16 protein-coding genes and 1 tRNA gene are annotated in these 14,713 nt (G+C 70.4%); 9 read left to right on the plus strand and 8 right to left on the minus strand.

Annotated elements, in window-relative coordinates:
• Positions 1-36: 36 nt before the first annotated feature.
• The gene (locus tag QZT59_RS12375; protein ID WP_290816543.1) at positions 37-1,965 is read right to left on the minus strand and encodes a helicase C-terminal domain-containing protein; all 1,929 of its coding nucleotides are present in this window, start codon (positions 1,963-1,965) and stop codon (positions 37-39) included.
• Between the two features lie 151 nt (positions 1,966-2,116).
• Between QZT59_RS12375 and QZT59_RS12380 the strand changes: the two genes are divergently transcribed.
• Positions 2,117-2,204, plus strand: a tRNA-OTHER gene (locus QZT59_RS12380).
• Between the two features lie 320 nt (positions 2,205-2,524).
• Here the strand turns inward: QZT59_RS12380 and QZT59_RS12385 are convergent.
• Positions 2,525-2,809, minus strand: coding sequence for a hypothetical protein (locus QZT59_RS12385; protein ID WP_290816546.1), 285 nt, complete (start codon positions 2,807-2,809; stop codon positions 2,525-2,527).
• 122 nt (positions 2,810-2,931) lie between these two features.
• Between QZT59_RS12385 and QZT59_RS12390 the strand changes: the two genes are divergently transcribed.
• Positions 2,932-3,885: a YkgJ family cysteine cluster protein gene (locus QZT59_RS12390; RefSeq protein ID WP_290816549.1), complete on the plus strand. Its 954-nt coding sequence runs from the start codon at positions 2,932-2,934 to the stop codon at positions 3,883-3,885.
• Between the two features lie 72 nt (positions 3,886-3,957).
• Here the strand turns inward: QZT59_RS12390 and QZT59_RS12395 are convergent, their stop codons facing one another.
• On the minus strand, positions 3,958-4,131 hold the full coding sequence (locus QZT59_RS12395; RefSeq protein ID WP_290816553.1) for a DUF5786 family protein: 174 nt from the start codon (positions 4,129-4,131) through the stop codon (positions 3,958-3,960).
• A gap of 306 nt (positions 4,132-4,437) precedes the next feature.
• On the opposite strand from QZT59_RS12395, the gene QZT59_RS12400 reads away from it, so the two are divergent.
• Positions 4,438-5,445, plus strand: a complete 1,008-nt coding sequence (locus QZT59_RS12400; RefSeq protein WP_290816555.1) for a DUF5784 family protein — start codon at positions 4,438-4,440, stop codon at positions 5,443-5,445.
• A 118-nt stretch (positions 5,446-5,563) separates the two neighbouring features.
• A complete protein-coding gene (locus QZT59_RS12405) occupies positions 5,564-6,463 on the plus strand; it encodes an EamA family transporter (RefSeq protein WP_290816558.1) in 900 nt (299 codons plus the stop codon).
• A 51-nt stretch (positions 6,464-6,514) separates the two neighbouring features.
• On the opposite strand, the gene QZT59_RS12410 is transcribed toward QZT59_RS12405, so the two are convergent.
• From QZT59_RS12410 to QZT59_RS12420, 3 genes are all read right to left on the minus strand, one after another.
• The gene (locus tag QZT59_RS12410) at positions 6,515-6,724 is read right to left on the minus strand and encodes a hypothetical protein (RefSeq protein ID WP_290816561.1); all 210 of its coding nucleotides are present in this window, start codon (positions 6,722-6,724) and stop codon (positions 6,515-6,517) included.
• A gap of 192 nt (positions 6,725-6,916) precedes the next feature.
• On the minus strand, positions 6,917-7,669 hold the full coding sequence (locus tag QZT59_RS12415; RefSeq protein WP_290816563.1) for a creatininase family protein: 753 nt from the start codon (positions 7,667-7,669) through the stop codon (positions 6,917-6,919).
• Between the two features lie 135 nt (positions 7,670-7,804).
• Complete coding sequence (locus tag QZT59_RS12420; protein WP_290816585.1) at positions 7,805-8,092, minus strand: DUF2795 domain-containing protein; 288 nt, start codon at positions 8,090-8,092, stop codon at positions 7,805-7,807.
• Between the two features lie 195 nt (positions 8,093-8,287).
• Here QZT59_RS12420 and QZT59_RS12425 point away from each other — a divergent pair, with 195 nt between their 5' ends.
• From QZT59_RS12425 to QZT59_RS12440, 4 genes are all read left to right on the plus strand, one after another.
• The gene (locus tag QZT59_RS12425; RefSeq protein ID WP_290816565.1) at positions 8,288-9,064 is read left to right on the plus strand and encodes a PHP domain-containing protein; all 777 of its coding nucleotides are present in this window, start codon (positions 8,288-8,290) and stop codon (positions 9,062-9,064) included.
• Positions 9,065-9,123: 59 nt separating this feature from the next.
• Positions 9,124-9,288 carry a DUF6757 family protein gene (locus tag QZT59_RS12430; protein ID WP_290816568.1) on the plus strand — a complete coding sequence of 55 codons (165 nt, stop codon included), beginning with the start codon at positions 9,124-9,126 and terminating at the stop codon, positions 9,286-9,288.
• Positions 9,289-9,525: 237 nt separating this feature from the next.
• Positions 9,526-10,110, plus strand: coding sequence for a peroxidase-related enzyme (locus QZT59_RS12435; protein ID WP_290816571.1), 585 nt, complete (start codon positions 9,526-9,528; stop codon positions 10,108-10,110).
• A gap of 96 nt (positions 10,111-10,206) precedes the next feature.
• Positions 10,207-10,380: a hypothetical protein gene (locus tag QZT59_RS12440; RefSeq protein ID WP_290816574.1), complete on the plus strand. Its 174-nt coding sequence runs from the start codon at positions 10,207-10,209 to the stop codon at positions 10,378-10,380.
• A gap of 48 nt (positions 10,381-10,428) precedes the next feature.
• On the opposite strand, the gene QZT59_RS12445 is transcribed toward QZT59_RS12440, so the two are convergent.
• A complete protein-coding gene (locus tag QZT59_RS12445) occupies positions 10,429-12,057 on the minus strand; it encodes a heme-binding protein (protein ID WP_290816577.1) in 1,629 nt (542 codons plus the stop codon).
• 139 nt (positions 12,058-12,196) lie between these two features.
• Between QZT59_RS12445 and QZT59_RS12450 the strand changes: the two genes are divergently transcribed.
• Complete coding sequence (locus QZT59_RS12450) at positions 12,197-12,724, plus strand: PadR family transcriptional regulator (RefSeq protein ID WP_290816579.1); 528 nt, start codon at positions 12,197-12,199, stop codon at positions 12,722-12,724.
• Between the two features lie 84 nt (positions 12,725-12,808).
• On the opposite strand, the gene QZT59_RS12455 is transcribed toward QZT59_RS12450, so the two are convergent.
• The gene (locus tag QZT59_RS12455) at positions 12,809-14,626 is read right to left on the minus strand and encodes a site-2 protease family protein (protein ID WP_290816583.1); all 1,818 of its coding nucleotides are present in this window, start codon (positions 14,624-14,626) and stop codon (positions 12,809-12,811) included.
• Positions 14,627-14,713 lie beyond the last annotated feature (87 nt).

A 14,713-nucleotide genomic window follows, 5' to 3' on the forward strand; every position in this document is an offset into this window, starting at 1 on the left:
GGGAGCGTCTCGCGCGCCGAGAGCGAGTTCCCGACCCTAGCCGTCGGTGTCCCAGACGTCGGCCAGCGGTCGCGAGCGAGATCTTCGAGCGGATCCCGACGAGCGGGAGTCGCGGCCCGAGGTCGAGGCGTCCGAACTCCCGGTCGTCGCGGACGAGCGCCTCGATTCGGAGTCGCGCGCCGGCTCGATCCGCGACGGTCGCACCGATCCCGATCCACCCGCGCCGGCGATCGAGTCCGGCCCCGCGGCGGCGCTGGAGTCGCCAACCGCCGCGGCGGGGTCGAACGCCGGCAGATCGGGGACGCTCATCCGGTCGACCTGTTCTGCGAACCAGTCTGGCATGTCGCTTCGGGCGCGCTCGAAACAGTCGAGCAGGCTCGAGTCGGCGAGGTAGGTCGAGCCGTGGTCGTCCGGCGCGCGAATCACGCGGCCGCAGGCCTGGATGACGGTGCGGAGGGTGGCCCGGTAGTACCAGGCCCACTGGCCGTCCTCCAGGCGGTGGGCGACCCGCGAGTCGCTGGTGTTGAGGAAGGGCGCCTTGCACAGCACCTGCCAGCGCGCGAGGTCGCCCTTGAGGTCGAGGGCCTCCTCCATCTTCACCGAGAGGAAGACGTCGGGCTCCTCGCTCGCCTTCCAGCGTTCGAGGGCGGCGTCGCGGTCCTCGCGGTCGTGGGCGCGGACCCGCGCGCCGACGCCGAAGTCGGAGAGTAACTCGGCGAGGCGCTCCTGGATGTCGTAGGAGTGGGCGTGGACGATCCCCTTCTCGTCGGGGTGGGCCGCCATGATCCGGACGATGGTTCGGGCGACCTTCGGGAGCGTCTCCCCGCGGTGCTCGTAGGTCATCTTTCCCTGCGTGACGTCGTACAGCGGGCGGTTCTCGACCGGGAACGTGTGGCCGACGTCGACGAGCGCGACGTCCGCGGGATGCAGCCCGAGCTGGCGACAGAACGCCTCCTTGTTGAGGATCGTGGCCGACAGCAGCGCGAACTTGTTGCCCCGGTCCCAGACGGTGTGCTGGAGGTATCGCTCCGGGTTCATCGGCTTGATCGTGACGGGGCCCCCCGGCGGAGGCTCCCCTCCGGGCACCTCCTCGTCGGCGTCCGTCGACGCCCCGTCCGCCGATTGCTGGTCGACCAGCCACGTCGTCGGGCTCTGGGGATCGCGGTAGTCCGAGACGAACCAGTCGAGCTCGCCGATCAGCTCCTGGAGTCGGTCGCGCTCGCGCACCTCGGTCGCCGAGAGGGCGTCCTCGCCGAGCAGTTCGTCCTTCCGGCGGCGACAGACGCCGGCGAGGTTCTCGGCGTAGCGGGCCGCCCGCTCGAGGGGATCGTCGTCTGCGGCCGCGAGGTCCGGGACCCGGAGCTCGTCCCAGAAGGGGACGGTCCACGGGCCGAGGTGGATCGTCGCGTACATCTCGGCCCACTCCGCGAGCCCGTGGGCCTCGTCGACGACGACGACGTCGCGCGTGCGAAAGACCTCGCTGCCGGCGGTTTGCATGAAGTAGGCGAGCGTCATCGCGGCGATCTCGCGGTTCGAGGCGATCGCCCGGTCCGAGAAGTACGGACACCGGTGGCGGACGTCGCAGTCGTAGCCGCGCTCGCGGACGCACGGGGCCTGGTTCACCGGCGTCTCCTCCTCGCCCGGGAGGATGCAGGTGTAGTTCGACTTTCCGCGGATGACGTTGAGATCGTCCAGGAGCTCGTCGTCGGCGACGTCGTCGAGCTGGGAGACCTGCGGCGTCGTGTAGTAGGCGCCGGCGGCCTCGCTCGGGTCGGCCTCCTCGACCGTCCGAGCGCAGCCCGCGATGGCGCGCGCGAGCAGGGACTTGCCGCTGCCCGTCGGCGCCCGAACGAAGACCACGTCGTTGCCGGCCGCGAAGGCGTCGCGAACGTCCCGGAGGGCCTGTTCCTGGTTCCCGCGGTAACTCGGCGCGGGGAAGGCGTCGAAGATCCGCTCTGGATTCACCGTTCGGGTAGGCGGCCGGCGTCGTCCTAAATGCTGCGACTGTCGATCGCGCCGACCGGTCCGGACCGCACGGATCGCCGGACGAAACCGCCACCTACCGCCGGGTAACCGACTGATTACGAATACGGTCGCGGCCATCGAATCGAAGCGAGGAAGGGTCGCTCAGTGGCAGAGCACCGCGGCGCCTTTGGCCCGCGGCGGCCATCCGGCCGCGTGGCGTTCGAATCCCACCCCTTCCGCTTTTAGCGCGATTCGGAGCGCCCGCGGCGCGAGAATCGCGAATACGCGAACGGGGAACGAAGTGACCCGTGAGCGGCGAGGCGCGAACGCAGTGAGCGCCTCGGAAATGCGAGCGGTGACCGAAGGGAACCGCGAGCGGCGAGGATCGAGCGAGCCGGGCGAGCGAGATCCTCGGAAACGTGAACGGTGAGCGAAGCGAGCCGTGAGCGGCGTGGCACGGTCGAAGCGAGTCCCGTCGGTATCGCGCGCGACGACCGGAAGGGACCGCGGATGGCGAGGGTCTCGGGGCGCCCAACCGCGGAGAGCGGCGGATCGTCGGCTACCCGTCGGCGCCCTCCGCGTCCTCCGCCTGCGGATCCTCGGCGACCGGACGGTCCTCGTGATCGAGGTCGCGCTCGGCCAGCACCTCGACGTCCGCGGGCGAGGGTTCCTCGGGGAGCGCGTCGATACACGGGAAACAGAGCTGGTAGGTCGTCCCGTCCTCGAACTCCAGGGTCAGCCCCGTTCCCCCGGTCGCGCGGCGCTCGTCGAACGACCAGACGTTGGCGATGCCGCCGGCCACCGTGACCCGGCGGTCGCAGCCGTCGCAGCTGGCGACGCTCATGGTCGACGGTCCGCCGCGCCGACTGAAAGTCGTTCCGCCGGCCCGACGGATCCCGACGGGTGCGCTCGACCGTCGTTCCCGGCCGGGGCGAGCGTTTTACGCCGCGACGACGAACGGCGCCCATGGAACTGCGCTGTCGGGGCTGTGCGGGCTGCTGTCTCGACTGGCGACCGCTGGTCGCGGACGCCGAAATCGGCGGGCCGGACCACGAGCGCAGGGGCTCCTACCCCCCGCTCGACGGGACCTACAACCTCGTGCCGCTCGAGCGCGACGAGATCCGGGCCGTCCTCGACGCGGGCCTCGCCGACGCGCTGACGCCGCGGCTGTGGGCCGCCGGCCCGGACGATCCCCACGTCGAGGTGGGCGGCCACCGGGTAGCCGCGGTCGCGGGTCGGCCGGCCTTCTTCGTCGGCCTGCGAAAACCGCCGAAGCCCGTCGCCCCGTTCGACCGCGACGAGGCGAGCTGGCTGCCGACCTGCGTCTTCCTCGATCCGGAGACGCTGCAGTGTCGGATCCACGAAGACGATCTGTACCCGGCGGAGTGCGCCGACTACCCCTCCCACAACCTCGCGCTCGGTCTGGAGAGCGAGTGCGAGCGGGTCGAAACCGCGTTCGGCGGCGAGCGGCTCCTGTCCGACGACGTCGACCGGGACGCGGGCGAGCGGTTGTTGTTGGGCCCGCAGGCGATCGGGGGGAAGGTGTTCTGTCATCCACGCCCCGACGAGATCGGGGACGCCGTCGACCGGCTGGCGAGCGAGGTGTCGAGCGAATCGAGGCGTCTCGGACGCGCGAGCGGTGAAGCCGCGAGCGGCGACGCCGCACGCGAGGACCGCGCGGAGTTCGTCGCCGTCGCCGCGGCGTCGAGCCCGGGGACGCTCGCGATCTCCGACCACCACTACGAAGCGGCCCGCGAGCGGGCGCTCGCGGCGTCGTCCTGGGTCGGCGAGGCGATCGCCGAGTGGACGCGACTGGCGGACGCGGGCGCCGACGCGGACGCCGACCTGGCCGCCCGCGTCGAGGACGAGCGCGGGGCGCCACCCACGCCCGGCTGGACGGCGATCGATGACGACGAGTAATCGATCCACGGCCGGGCGACCGGAGCGACGGCTATCCGTGCGGGGATCGAACGGCCGAGAATGCGGCCGTCACTAGTTCGACTTGATCTCTTCGAACTGGCTCAACAACGCTTCCGTCGAGTCGCCGGAGTCGTACTCGACCTCGCCGTGATAGATGGTCCGCTCGTCGTCGAAGTCGGCGTCGACCCTCGAGGCTTGCATCTCGCGGCGCTCGTGCTCGTCCTCATCATAGGCACCCATTGACATGGTAAGTGTACACACCGTAGGCAGTTCACAGATATCAATGTAACGGTCGTTCACACCCCTAACGGCGCTGTACGAAACGTTCGGTCGGTTTCGTTCCGGTCGCTTCGGTCGCATCGACGCGGCTCTCGCTCACTTCGTCCGTCATCGGACGCGCAGCTCGCGGCTCTCGCTCACACCATCCGTCACCGGACGCGCAGCTCGCGGCTCCCTCCGGTCGCCGCTCGCGTCCACGAGGTTCTCGCGAACGGAGTGAGCGAGAACCTCGCAACCGAAGACGTATCAATCGCTGCTGTCGTATCGACCCCCGTGGCACGGCCGCTTCGATTTCGACGCTCGCCCGAGACCTGGACCGAGGGACGGGTCAGGGGACAGCTGTTGCAACCGTTACAGTCGAACATCGGCGCTCGTGCCGTCGAACCGTCCGTCGACGCCGGCGGCGGGTGGAAAACCCACCGCTTCGATATGGACAACGGCGACGTCGCGCTGTTCGTCCGGGACGACGACGAGGCCTACTGGATGGGGAACACGGAGACGCCCAAGGCGCTCTGGAAGACCGACAAGTACGGCTGGGAATCGGTTCCCTACCACGTCTCGCGGTGGGCCCAGCGGGAGCTGCTCGCCACGCTGTACGAGCGCGAGCCCTGGCTCGAGGCCTACCCGCACCTCTCGTGGTTCTTCCTCCCGGTGTTCATGTCCAAGGACGGGCGTCACTCCACGCGGGCGTTCTTCCGCGATCACGCCGGCGGCTTTCCAGACGCCAGCCGGGACGAGGCCTGCGGGTTCTTCGAGGACTTCCTGTCGACTGGCGTCCTCGACGGGTACCGCCACACGATGGCGGGCAAACTGGGGACGAGCGAGGTCGTCGACCGCGTGCGGATGAGCGCCGCCATGGCGGAGTTCATCGCCGCGAAGGTCCTGACCGACGCCGGCTACGATCTCACCCCCGAGATCGAGGTGACGACGGGTCACTCCCTCGACTACCGGGCCGAGCGGGGCGAGACGAACGTCCTCGTCGAGGTGACCCGTCCGCAGCCGCCGGCCAACCGCGCGGCCGCCGGTCCCGTCGCCGCGGTCCGGGACACCGCGCAGACGAAGACCGACGGCCAGCTCGCCGAGCACGGCGGCGGCGCCGTGCTGTTCGTCGACTGCTCGTCCTTCCCGGACGACGCCTGGCAGGCCGTCCGCGGCGAGCAACCCGAGGTGCGCCACCGCCCCGCCGTCGTCTACCGCGTCCGCCCCGACGGCCGCGTGGAGGGCTACCGCAAGGGGTCGGTGCCGCTCGATCTCGACGCCGCGATCGACTTCGTGGACTGATCGCGGGATTCCGAGCGGCGGTGATCGCCGGTCTGACGACGGGAGTGGTGCGGTCCGGGGAACCGGGCGTCCGTGCCGAATCCGACCCCTACATTATCCTCCCGACGAAACGGCGAGCGTGGAACTCGTCTACGCGTCCGGCGTGCTCCTGGCGGCGCTCGCCGCCCTCCTGTGGGCCGTCCACAACCTGCTGATCCGGATCGCCACCGAGCGCGGGAGCGTCGGCGACGCGATCCTCGTCGTGATGGTCGTCAACCTCCTGCTCGTCGCGCCGGCGGCCGTCGTCCGCCACCACCCGACCTACGGGCTGACGTGGGAGGCCGCGGGCGCGTTCGCGGCTGCGGGCGTGGCCGGGCTCGTGCTCGGGCGGATCTGTCTGTTCGGCGGGATCCGGGCGATCGGCGCCAGCCGCACGACGCCCGTGGTGTCGGCGTCGACGCTCGTCTCCGCCGCCCTCGCGGTCTGGCTGCTCGGCGAGTCGCTGACGGCGCTGCACCTGGTCGGGATCGTGCTCGTCGTCGGCGGCGTCGCGGTCATCTCGTGGCTGACGGCGACCGACGCCGGTCGCGACGGGGCGGGCGGCCAGTGGCGGGCGCTGGCCCTGCCGCTGGGCGCCGCGCTCTTCATCGGGATCGAGCCGATCCTCGTCCGCTACGGGCTGGACGGCGGCGCGCCGCTGCTCGTCGGCCTGACCGTGATGATGGCGACCGCGCTCGCGACGTACGTCGGCTACCGCCGGCTGCGCGGCGAGGCGCTCGCGCCCCTCAGGGGGAACCCGATCCTCCGGTGGTACCTGGCCGCCGGCCTGGCGAGTACGGCCGGGCTGGTGACCTACTTCGGCGCGCTGGCCGTCGCGCCGGTGGTGATCGTGATCCCGGTTCTGCAGACGTCGCCGCTGCTCGTGATCGCGCTGTCGGCCGCCCTGCTCCCGACGCGGCTTGAACGGGTCACCTGGCGGCTGGCCGCGGCCGCGACGATCGTCGTGGCGGGCGCGACGCTCGTCTCCCTGTCCGGGTGAGCGCGGCGGCTCCGACCGACCCCGGCGTTCACCGCCGCGCGTTCGATCCCGTCAGTGGCCCTCGGTCTCGTGCTCGCTGGGAACGGCGGCCGCCTCCAGGACCAGAAACAGCACGCTGATGGCGCCGATCGCCATGCCCGCGTAGGTGATTGGGTTCAACCCGGCGTCGAAGCCGCCGATGAACAGTCCGGCGCCGAACACGACCAGGCCCGCGAGGAGGCCGACGATCGGGATCTCGAAGCCGATCGAGACGGTTTGCATACGCGGGAGGATGTACCGGTCGCTCTTAAATTCGATGAGTCGGCGCCGCGAGTTTCCACTGGCCGCGAACCGTCTCGGCGTGTGTCACGACTCCCGGTGTGTCGGAACTCGCCGCGAACCGTCTCGGCGGCGAGTGCGGAACCCCGATGAGGCGAAACTCGTCGGGAACGCCGCCCCGGGAGGCGCCCGTCCCTACTCGCCGCGCTCCGCCCGGATCCGCTCGGCGTGGGCGTCGGCGATCCGCTCGAGGATCTCCTCGCCGGCCTCGGCGGTTGCCTCGCGCGGATCGCCGAGAACGCCGTTCTCGCTGACCGAGCGAAAGCCCTCGCCGAGCAGTCGGGCGACCGAGACGTCGCCCTCGTGGCCGACCTCGAGTTCGTCCGTGCGGACGAGGTCCTCGGCGACCGCCAGCACGATCGCCGTCTCGGCCGCCCCCGCGTGGATCACGGGCTCCTCGTACTCGACTCCGGCCGCCCGAAGCCCCTCGTTCATCAGCGTCATCAGCTCGTCGAGGTTCGCGAGCGGGATCACCGTCGCCTCGATCTCGCGGGCGATCTCCGGCGCGACGGTGTTGACGGGCGCGAAGTTCCCGCCGTGGGTGGGGAGGAGGACGACGTGCTCGAAGCCGTGGGCGTCGAGCGACCGGCAGTACGCTCGAATCGTCTCCATCAGCGTCTCGGGAGAGATCGTGATCGTCCCCGGAAAGTCCATGTGGTGGCCCGAACAGCCGGGGCGGATGGTGGGCGCGGCGATCGCGTCGCCCAGCCGTTCGGCCACCCGCCGGGAGAGTTCGTCGCCGGCGAGGGAGTCCATGATCACCGGCAGGTGCGGCCCGTGCTGTTCGATCGAGCCCACGGCGACGATCGCCGTCCGCGTTCCGTCTTCGAGCGCGGCCTCGACGTCCGGCCACGCGTGTTCCGCCAGGAGCACCGTGTCTCGCGACATACGCCTACCAACCGGTCGGAAGAAGAAAATTCTAGGCGAATCGGCCGTTCGGACGAAGGACGCGTTGTACCGGCCCCTTTCAGCGTGCGCGGTCGTCGAAATCGATGGGGCGAGCGGTACTGAGCCGTCTACGGCTCAAAACGAGAGCTGGTCCGGGGCGTACGGGCTGCCAAGCGGCGCCGGGTCGCGGTCGCTGTAGCCGATGCGGCCGATCGCCTTCCGACTCAGCGCGCACTGGAGGGTGAGATCGACGTCTTCCGGGGTCTCGAACGTCTCCGAGGAGATGCGCCCCAGCGCGTCGGCGACGGTTTCCGACCCGTTCGGCAGCTCGATCGTGCGGTCGCCGTGGGATTCGATGAGCTCCTCGGTGGTCGCCGGGTACTCGAGGCCGTCGGCGAAGGCGGTCGTGCCGTTCATTTGCATGACGACGGAACCCACGCGAACGACTATTATAACTATTGTCCATGAACGTTCTCTAGGAGAGCCGTACTCCTTGGACACCTAGAGGAGCCTAGTATCGCCGGCGGCCCGTCGGGGATCGGTCGGCCCGACCGCCGAAGCCGGGCGCGACCGCCCGTAGCCGGAACGACTTTTGCGAGAACGACCCTCTCTCCGCGCGTGCCCTACGCCGACCTCCACGTCCACACGACTCGCTCCGACGGGAGCCTCGCGCCAGATGCGATCCCCGACGCGGCCGAGCGCGCCGACCTCGAGGTCGTCGCGATCACCGACCACGACGTCCTCCCGCCGTTCGAAGAGCCGGTCGTCGATCGGGGTGGCGTGTCGCTGATCGGCGGAATCGAGCTCCGGGTCGAACCCGAGGACGGCGAGCGCGTCGACCTGCTCGGCTACGGCGTCCGACGAACCGGCGATCTCGCCGCCGCGGTCGAGCGGATCCAGGCGAACCGCCTCGAGCGCGGGCGGGCGATCGTCGAGCGCGTCGAGGACCACCTCGGCGTCGACCTCGACGTCGCGGTCGACGACGGCTTCGGCCGACCCCACGTCGCGCGCGCGGTCGACGCCCACCCGGACGTCGACCTCGGCTACGAGGGCGCGTTCGACGAGCTGATCGGGGACGGCGGCCCCTGCTTCGTCCCGCGCGAGGTCCCTTCGTTCGAGCGTGGCCGGCGGCTCCTCGCAGAAGCCTGCGAGCTGGTCTCGCTCGCCCACCCGCTCCGGTACCGAGAGCCCGCGGCCGCCCTCGAGCTGGCGGCCGAGCTGGACGCCGTCGAACTGGCCTACCCCTACGGCCGCGAGGCCGACCGAACGCCGGTCGAGCGGACGATCGCGACGCACGACCTGCTCGCCACCGGCGGGAGCGACGCCCACGACGAGCGCCTGGGACTCGCCGGCCTGGACCGCGACGCGTACCGTCGGCTATCGCTGTCAGGTTGAACGCGGCAGGGTCGAGCGAGAGCGGAGGGTTCAATGCGGGCCGGTTCCTAGCCGCTCTCATGAACTGCCACTACTGCGACGACCCGGCGGCGTTCGCCGCCGAGTCGGAGGGGGTCAAGGTGGGCCTCTGCGAGGCGCACTTCCGCGAGCGCCTGGAAGAGCTCGCCGAAGCCGACGGGCTCGAAGCGCTCAAGGAGGAAGTCGACGTCGACCGCGCCGAGTAGGGGCCGCCGCGCCGCCCGTCGTCCCCGCCGCCGCCCGTTTCTCTTCTGGCACCGCACCATCGCGCGCCCGCCGAGGCGGCTGTGGCGCCCGTCGATCCCAAGCGTCCGCGCCGCCCTCCGACCCGAAGCGTTCTCGCCGCCCGTCGGCCCGAAGCGTTCTCGCCGCCCGTCGAATCGATGCGCGCCCATCGTCTCCGTCCCACCAACCATTATGCGAACGCCCGTCCCACCCCGGGTATGGTCGAACTCGCCGACGACGCGATGACGAACTTCCCGGTTCCGGATTTCGACGAGCTCCCGGCGGACCTCCGCGAGCGCATCGAGGCGGAGACCGAGCGCGCCGGCTTCACCCCGAACGTCTTCGCCGGTTTCGCCTACAAGCCCTCCCACTTCCGGGCGTTCTTCGACTACCACGACGCGATCGTCGACGACAGCGCGCTCGAGCGCGAGGAGATCGAGATGATCATCGTCGCCGTCTCCGGCGTCAATCACTGCTACTACTGCAACGTCGCCCACGGCGCCCTCGTGCGGATCTACGCCAAAGATCCGCTGCTCGCCGACCAGCTGGTCGCCAACTATCGGACCGCGAACGTCGGCGAGGCGCACAGGACGATGCTCGACGTGGCGGTGAAGCTGACCGAACGACCGACGGACGTCACCCGCGAGGATCTCGATCGGTTGCGCGAGGCCGGCTTCTCGGAGGAGGCGATCTGGGATATCGGCGCGGTCACGGCGCTGTTCAACCTGAGCAACCGGATGGCGATGTTCGCCGACATGCGCCCGAACGAGGAGTTCCACACGCTGGGGCGGGAGGGAGAGTAGGCGACGGACCGTCCCCACGACGACGTCGGGGCGGGCCACGTCGGAACGGAGTCGAAACCGCTATGGATCGACCGTCCGGAGGGCGAACCGAGAGCGATGGACCTCGAAGCGTTCCTGCTCGCGACGCTGACCGCCCACGTCGGCTTCGCGATCTTCGTGACGGCCCACGCGCACCTGACCGAGCGCGAGCGCGGCAACTGGCCCTACATCACGCTCGCGTTCGGCCTCGCCGGCGTGGCGGGGTACTTCTTCTACGATCGCGAGTACTGACGCTGATCGAACCGACCGGTTCGAGCCCGACCGCGGGCGAGCGCCGACTCAGGCCAGGAAGACGTGGCGCGGTCGCTCGGCCAGGACGTCGCGTCCGTACTCGACGGTCTCGGCGAACTCGTCGCTCCGGAAGAACGCCATGGCGTCCTCGCGGGAGTCCCAGCGGCTGGCGATGAACGTGTCGTTCTCGTCCTCGCGATTCACCAGGAGGTCGGTCTTGCGGTGGCCGTCCATCCCCTCGAGCGCCTCGCCGACGTCCTCGAAGGTGCCGACGAAGTCCGCGCGGTGTTCGGGTTTCACCGCGTAGAACATCCCCATCGTGCCCCAGGAGTCGTCCCCGTCGTCTCCGGCCTGGCGGACGACGTCGGGGAGATCGGCGAGGAAGCCGGCCGCCGTGTCGGCGGCGCGCTCGGTCTCCCAGAGGCTGACGACGGCGGTCTCGGCGTCGTCGCGGGTCACTTCACTTGGCTCACGGGCGTCGCCCGTTCGCGATTCCGAGACGCTTCGCGTCTCGCTCGGCTCGTAGACCGCGGTTTTCACGTGCGAGTCGTAGTGGTCGAAGTTCGTCCGCAGGCCGTCGACCTCCGCGAAGAGCTCGTCGGGGTCGGCCGCCGAGTAGAGGACCACCGCGTGGACGTCCTCGCCGTGGGGCTGGCCGGCGTAGACGCCGAGCTCCTCGAGCTCGCTCCGGACGTCGCCGTCGTCGTCCGCGTCGCCGTGCGGTCGCCCGCCACCGGAGTCTCCGTGCGGGTGGTCGCCCGTCGATTCGTCGTGCGGGTGGCCGCTCGACGCCCCGGCGTGCGGATCGCCGCCCTCGACCCCGTGCGGGTGGTCGCCCGTCCCGGCGCCGGGATGCCCGGCGGATTCCGGCGAGCCGCCTTCGCTCGCCGCTTCCGACAGCGCCTCGCCGGCGAAGAACGCCCCGAGCCGCGCGGGGTCGAACCGACGGGCCAGCCGGAAGCGACCGAACTCGGCGAACCGAGAGCTCGAGGGGTCGAACCGCATCTCGTAGATCAGGTCCTTGATGTCCGTCGGATCGTCGGCGAACAGCGTCACGCCCCACTCGTGGTCGTCGAGGCCGACGCTGCCGGCGATGATCTGGGAGACGCGCCCGGCGTAGCCCTTGCCGATCTCGCCGTGACTCGACATGTGCTCGGCGCGCTCCTCGAAGGGGAGGTCGTACCAGTTGTACTCCGGGTCGCGGCGCTTGTCCATCGGGTAGAAGCTGACGTAGTCGGCGTCGGGGATCTCGGGGTAGAGCCGGGACTCGATGTAGCGTTTCATGCCGTCGTCGACCTCCCCCTCGTCCTCGAAGTACCCCCGGGCGCCGCCGTAGCCGGAGGCCTCCGTGACCGCGACGTAGGAGTCCGTTCGCTCGGTGAACGCCGCGAGCGCGGTGTGCTCGAAGCGTCGTTCCAGCGCGTTCAGTTCCTCGAGGCTCGGCCGGAGGTGGACGAGCAGGAGGTCCGCCTCGTGGCCGAGCACCGCGGCGGTCGCCGAGTCGCCCTCGTCGGCGTCGGCGACGCGCTCGGCGGCCGCCAGGTACTCCCGGCCCTCCTCGAGGGCGCGCTCGCGGCGGCGCACCGGCGCCTCGCGCCAGGCGTCCCAGTCCACCGTTCGGAAGTCGTGCAGGACGTACCAGCCCTCTGCGGTCTCCGGCGGGTCGCGTCGGTCCATACCCGCGATTGGCGCGGCGTCGTCAAGAAAGAACGGTTTCGGGCCGGGAGTCGAGCGCGACGAGCGGACGGGGCGGCGCCGGGGTATGTCAAGATGCCGACCGAAACCCTTTACGCGTCGCGCAGTTATCGTCGGCCACATGCGGAAAAGTGGGCCGCCGAAGGGGCTGATCGCGTACATGGTGCTCGAGCTGCTGGAAGAGAAGCCTCGGTACGGATACGAGATCCTCAAAGAGATTCGGGACATCAGCGGCGGTCACTGGGAACCCTCCTACGGCTCGGTGTATCCCATCCTCTACAAGTTCGAGGAGAAGGGGTGGGCCGAGCGCATCGAGCGCGAGGACGAGCCCGACCGGAAGTACTTCGAGCTCACCGACGACGGCCGCGAGGAGCTCGCCGAGCGCCGCGAGTCGGTCGCGGGGAAGGCGAAGGACTTCGCGGACGTTATCCTCGGATTCTACCACGTCTACGCCGCGGTCTCGACCGACGAGCGGTTCGAGGTCCCGGAGGTGGCCGGCGAGTGGCGCTTCGACGAAGCGTTCAGCAGCTGGGTCGTCGAACAGGTCGCTCGCCACCACGAGGCCTACTTCGACACCGACTTCGAGCGGCTGGCGGAGACCCCCGAGGAGTTCTACGAGCGCCAGGAAGTCGCCGCGCCGGACGAGTAGGTCGCGACGCGATCCCGCCGGCCGGTCACCGCTCGGTTCGAGAGACGGCCATCCCTTCCCGCACTGAGACGCAATCGGCCGATCCTAGCCGGCCAGGAGCGTCGGTCCGAACACCATCAGCACGAAGCTGAGCAACATCGTGACCCCGACGAGCGTCGTGACCACTCGGACCCGTCCGCGGGTGGCGTCGATCAGCGGGAGGCGGGAGACGATCGCTTCGGTCGAGGTCCGCAGGATGTGCCCGCCGTCGAGCGGGAACGCCGGGATGCAGTTGAAGAATCCGAGATTGAGGTTGATCCAGGCGGTCCAGAACAGGAGGTTGGCGAGCATGAACACCGTCGGCTCGCCGAGGGCGCCGAGGGCGCCCTGGACCTCGTAGAAGTTCTCGACGCCGCCCGCGAAGCCGGCGAAGTTGAACTGCATGCCGAGCAGTCCGACGATGGGCAACAGGAGCGCGACGAACATCTGGCCGAAGAAGGAATCGCCCAGCGCGCCGAACGGCTGGTCGCCGCCGCCGCCGAGGACGCCGTGGAATTCCTCCGCCGGGTAGAGCTGGACGCCGAGGTCGTTGATCTCCATCGCCGTCACGCCGTCGTGGAGCGCCTGATCGAACTGCGTGCTGTCGGGCCGGAGTTCGGCCTCGAAGCGCTCGCGCTCGCCGTCGACGTACCCTTCGAGGGCGACCGTCTCGCCGGCGCGTTCCTCGAGCACGTCCGCGAAGGCCCCGGCGTCGTGGACCCGCTCGCCGTCGGCGACGGTGATGACGAAGAACTCGTCGGCGGGCGCGCCCGCGTCGGCCAGCGGTCCGTCCTCGAGCACCTGGACGGAGGCGCCGATCGGCACCTCGCGCTCGCCCCGCTCGCCGTCGGGGGACTCGACCGCGAGCGTCGCGGCCTCGTCGTCGCCGACGGCCTCGATCAGCTGGCCCTCCGTGGCCACCGGCTCGCCGTCGACCTCGAGGATCCGGTCGTGGAGGTCGACGCCGGCCGGACCGTTCTCCAGGGCGGCGACGACGATCGGCGCGCGCTCGACGGTCACCTCGCGGTCGCCGTCGAGCTCGACCGTGAGCGTCTCCGCGTCGTTCGCCTCCAGGAGGTCGGCGAAGTGCGCGTTGTTCTCGACCGGCTCGCCGTCGAGGGCGGTGATCCGGTCGTTGGCCTCGATCCCCGCGGCCTCGGCCGGCGAGTCGGCGACCACGCCGCCGACGGCCGCGCCCGGCGCGACGGCGATGGCGCTCCCGACGATCCAGAACAGCAGCGCGAACGCGACGATCGTCACGACGAAGTTGTTGGTGACGCCGGCGGCGAACATCCGCGTCTGGCCGCCCCGGGAGGCCTCCCGGCTGCTCTCCTCGTCGGGCTCGACGAACGCGCCGATGGGAAGGATCGCGAGCATCGCGACGCCCATCGACTCGATCTCGATGTCCTCGACCCGACAGAGCAGGCCGTGGCCGCCCTCGTGGACCACCAGCCCGACGAACAGGCCGAAGACGATCCCCGGCGTCGCCGACAGCGGCAGGAACTCGTTGACCCCGGGGATGACGAGGATGTTCTGGGGCTGCTGGACGTCCGTCGGCTCCGGCGCGATCACCGAGCTGATCGCGGCGCCGAGCAGGAAGACGAACATCGCGACCATCACGACGAGCGAGATGCCGATCCCGAAGTTGGCCCACGCCCGCCAGAACCGCTTCGGGCCGGAGAGCCAGTCGAGGAAGTCGCGCCCGCGCGTGGTGTGCAGCGTCACGATCGGCCCTTGAGCGCCGACGAAGCCCGGCAGGAGGTCGCGCTGGCGCAGCGCGATCAGGCCGGCCCAGTAGGCCAGGAGGCCGATCAGCGTCCACGTGAGAAGCGCCGAGCCGAAGAGTTCGGGGACGACGGCCGGAGCGATGGGACCCTCGCGCATTAGTCGTGTAGGGGTCGAGGGCGTGGAGGGATTTGTGTCTGCCGTTTCCCCGCATCGGTCGCGGCGGAGTCCGGACGGCGGCCGCCG

It is taken from the genome of Halovivax sp., from assembly GCA_007119345.1.
In the GTDB taxonomy this organism is placed as follows: domain Archaea; phylum Halobacteriota; class Halobacteria; order Halobacteriales; family Natrialbaceae; genus Halovivax.

What these genes read in the sequence shown, in the direction of transcription:
- QZT59_RS12385 (WP_290816546.1), bottom strand. Translation starts at nt 2,809, where the DNA reads ATGAGCGTCGCCAGCTGCGACGGCTGCGACCGCCGGGTCACGGTGGCC.
- QZT59_RS12390 (WP_290816549.1), top strand. Translation starts at nt 2,932, where the DNA reads ATGGAACTGCGCTGTCGGGGCTGTGCGGGCTGCTGTCTCGACTGGCGA.
- QZT59_RS12395 (WP_290816553.1), bottom strand. Translation starts at nt 4,131, where the DNA reads ATGTCAATGGGTGCCTATGATGAGGACGAGCACGAGCGCCGCGAGATG.
- QZT59_RS12410 (WP_290816561.1), bottom strand. Translation starts at nt 6,724, where the DNA reads ATGCAAACCGTCTCGATCGGCTTCGAGATCCCGATCGTCGGCCTCCTC.
- QZT59_RS12415 (WP_290816563.1), bottom strand. Translation starts at nt 7,669, where the DNA reads ATGTCGCGAGACACGGTGCTCCTGGCGGAACACGCGTGGCCGGACGTC.
- QZT59_RS12420 (WP_290816585.1), bottom strand. Translation starts at nt 8,092, where the DNA reads ATGCAAATGAACGGCACGACCGCCTTCGCCGACGGCCTCGAGTACCCG.
- QZT59_RS12430 (WP_290816568.1), top strand. Translation starts at nt 9,124, where the DNA reads ATGAACTGCCACTACTGCGACGACCCGGCGGCGTTCGCCGCCGAGTCG.
- QZT59_RS12435 (WP_290816571.1), top strand. Translation starts at nt 9,526, where the DNA reads ATGGTCGAACTCGCCGACGACGCGATGACGAACTTCCCGGTTCCGGAT.
- QZT59_RS12440 (WP_290816574.1), top strand. Translation starts at nt 10,207, where the DNA reads ATGGACCTCGAAGCGTTCCTGCTCGCGACGCTGACCGCCCACGTCGGC.
- QZT59_RS12445 (WP_290816577.1), bottom strand. Translation starts at nt 12,057, where the DNA reads ATGGACCGACGCGACCCGCCGGAGACCGCAGAGGGCTGGTACGTCCTG.
- QZT59_RS12450 (WP_290816579.1), top strand. Translation starts at nt 12,197, where the DNA reads ATGCGGAAAAGTGGGCCGCCGAAGGGGCTGATCGCGTACATGGTGCTC.
- QZT59_RS12455 (WP_290816583.1), bottom strand. Translation starts at nt 14,626, where the DNA reads ATGCGCGAGGGTCCCATCGCTCCGGCCGTCGTCCCCGAACTCTTCGGC.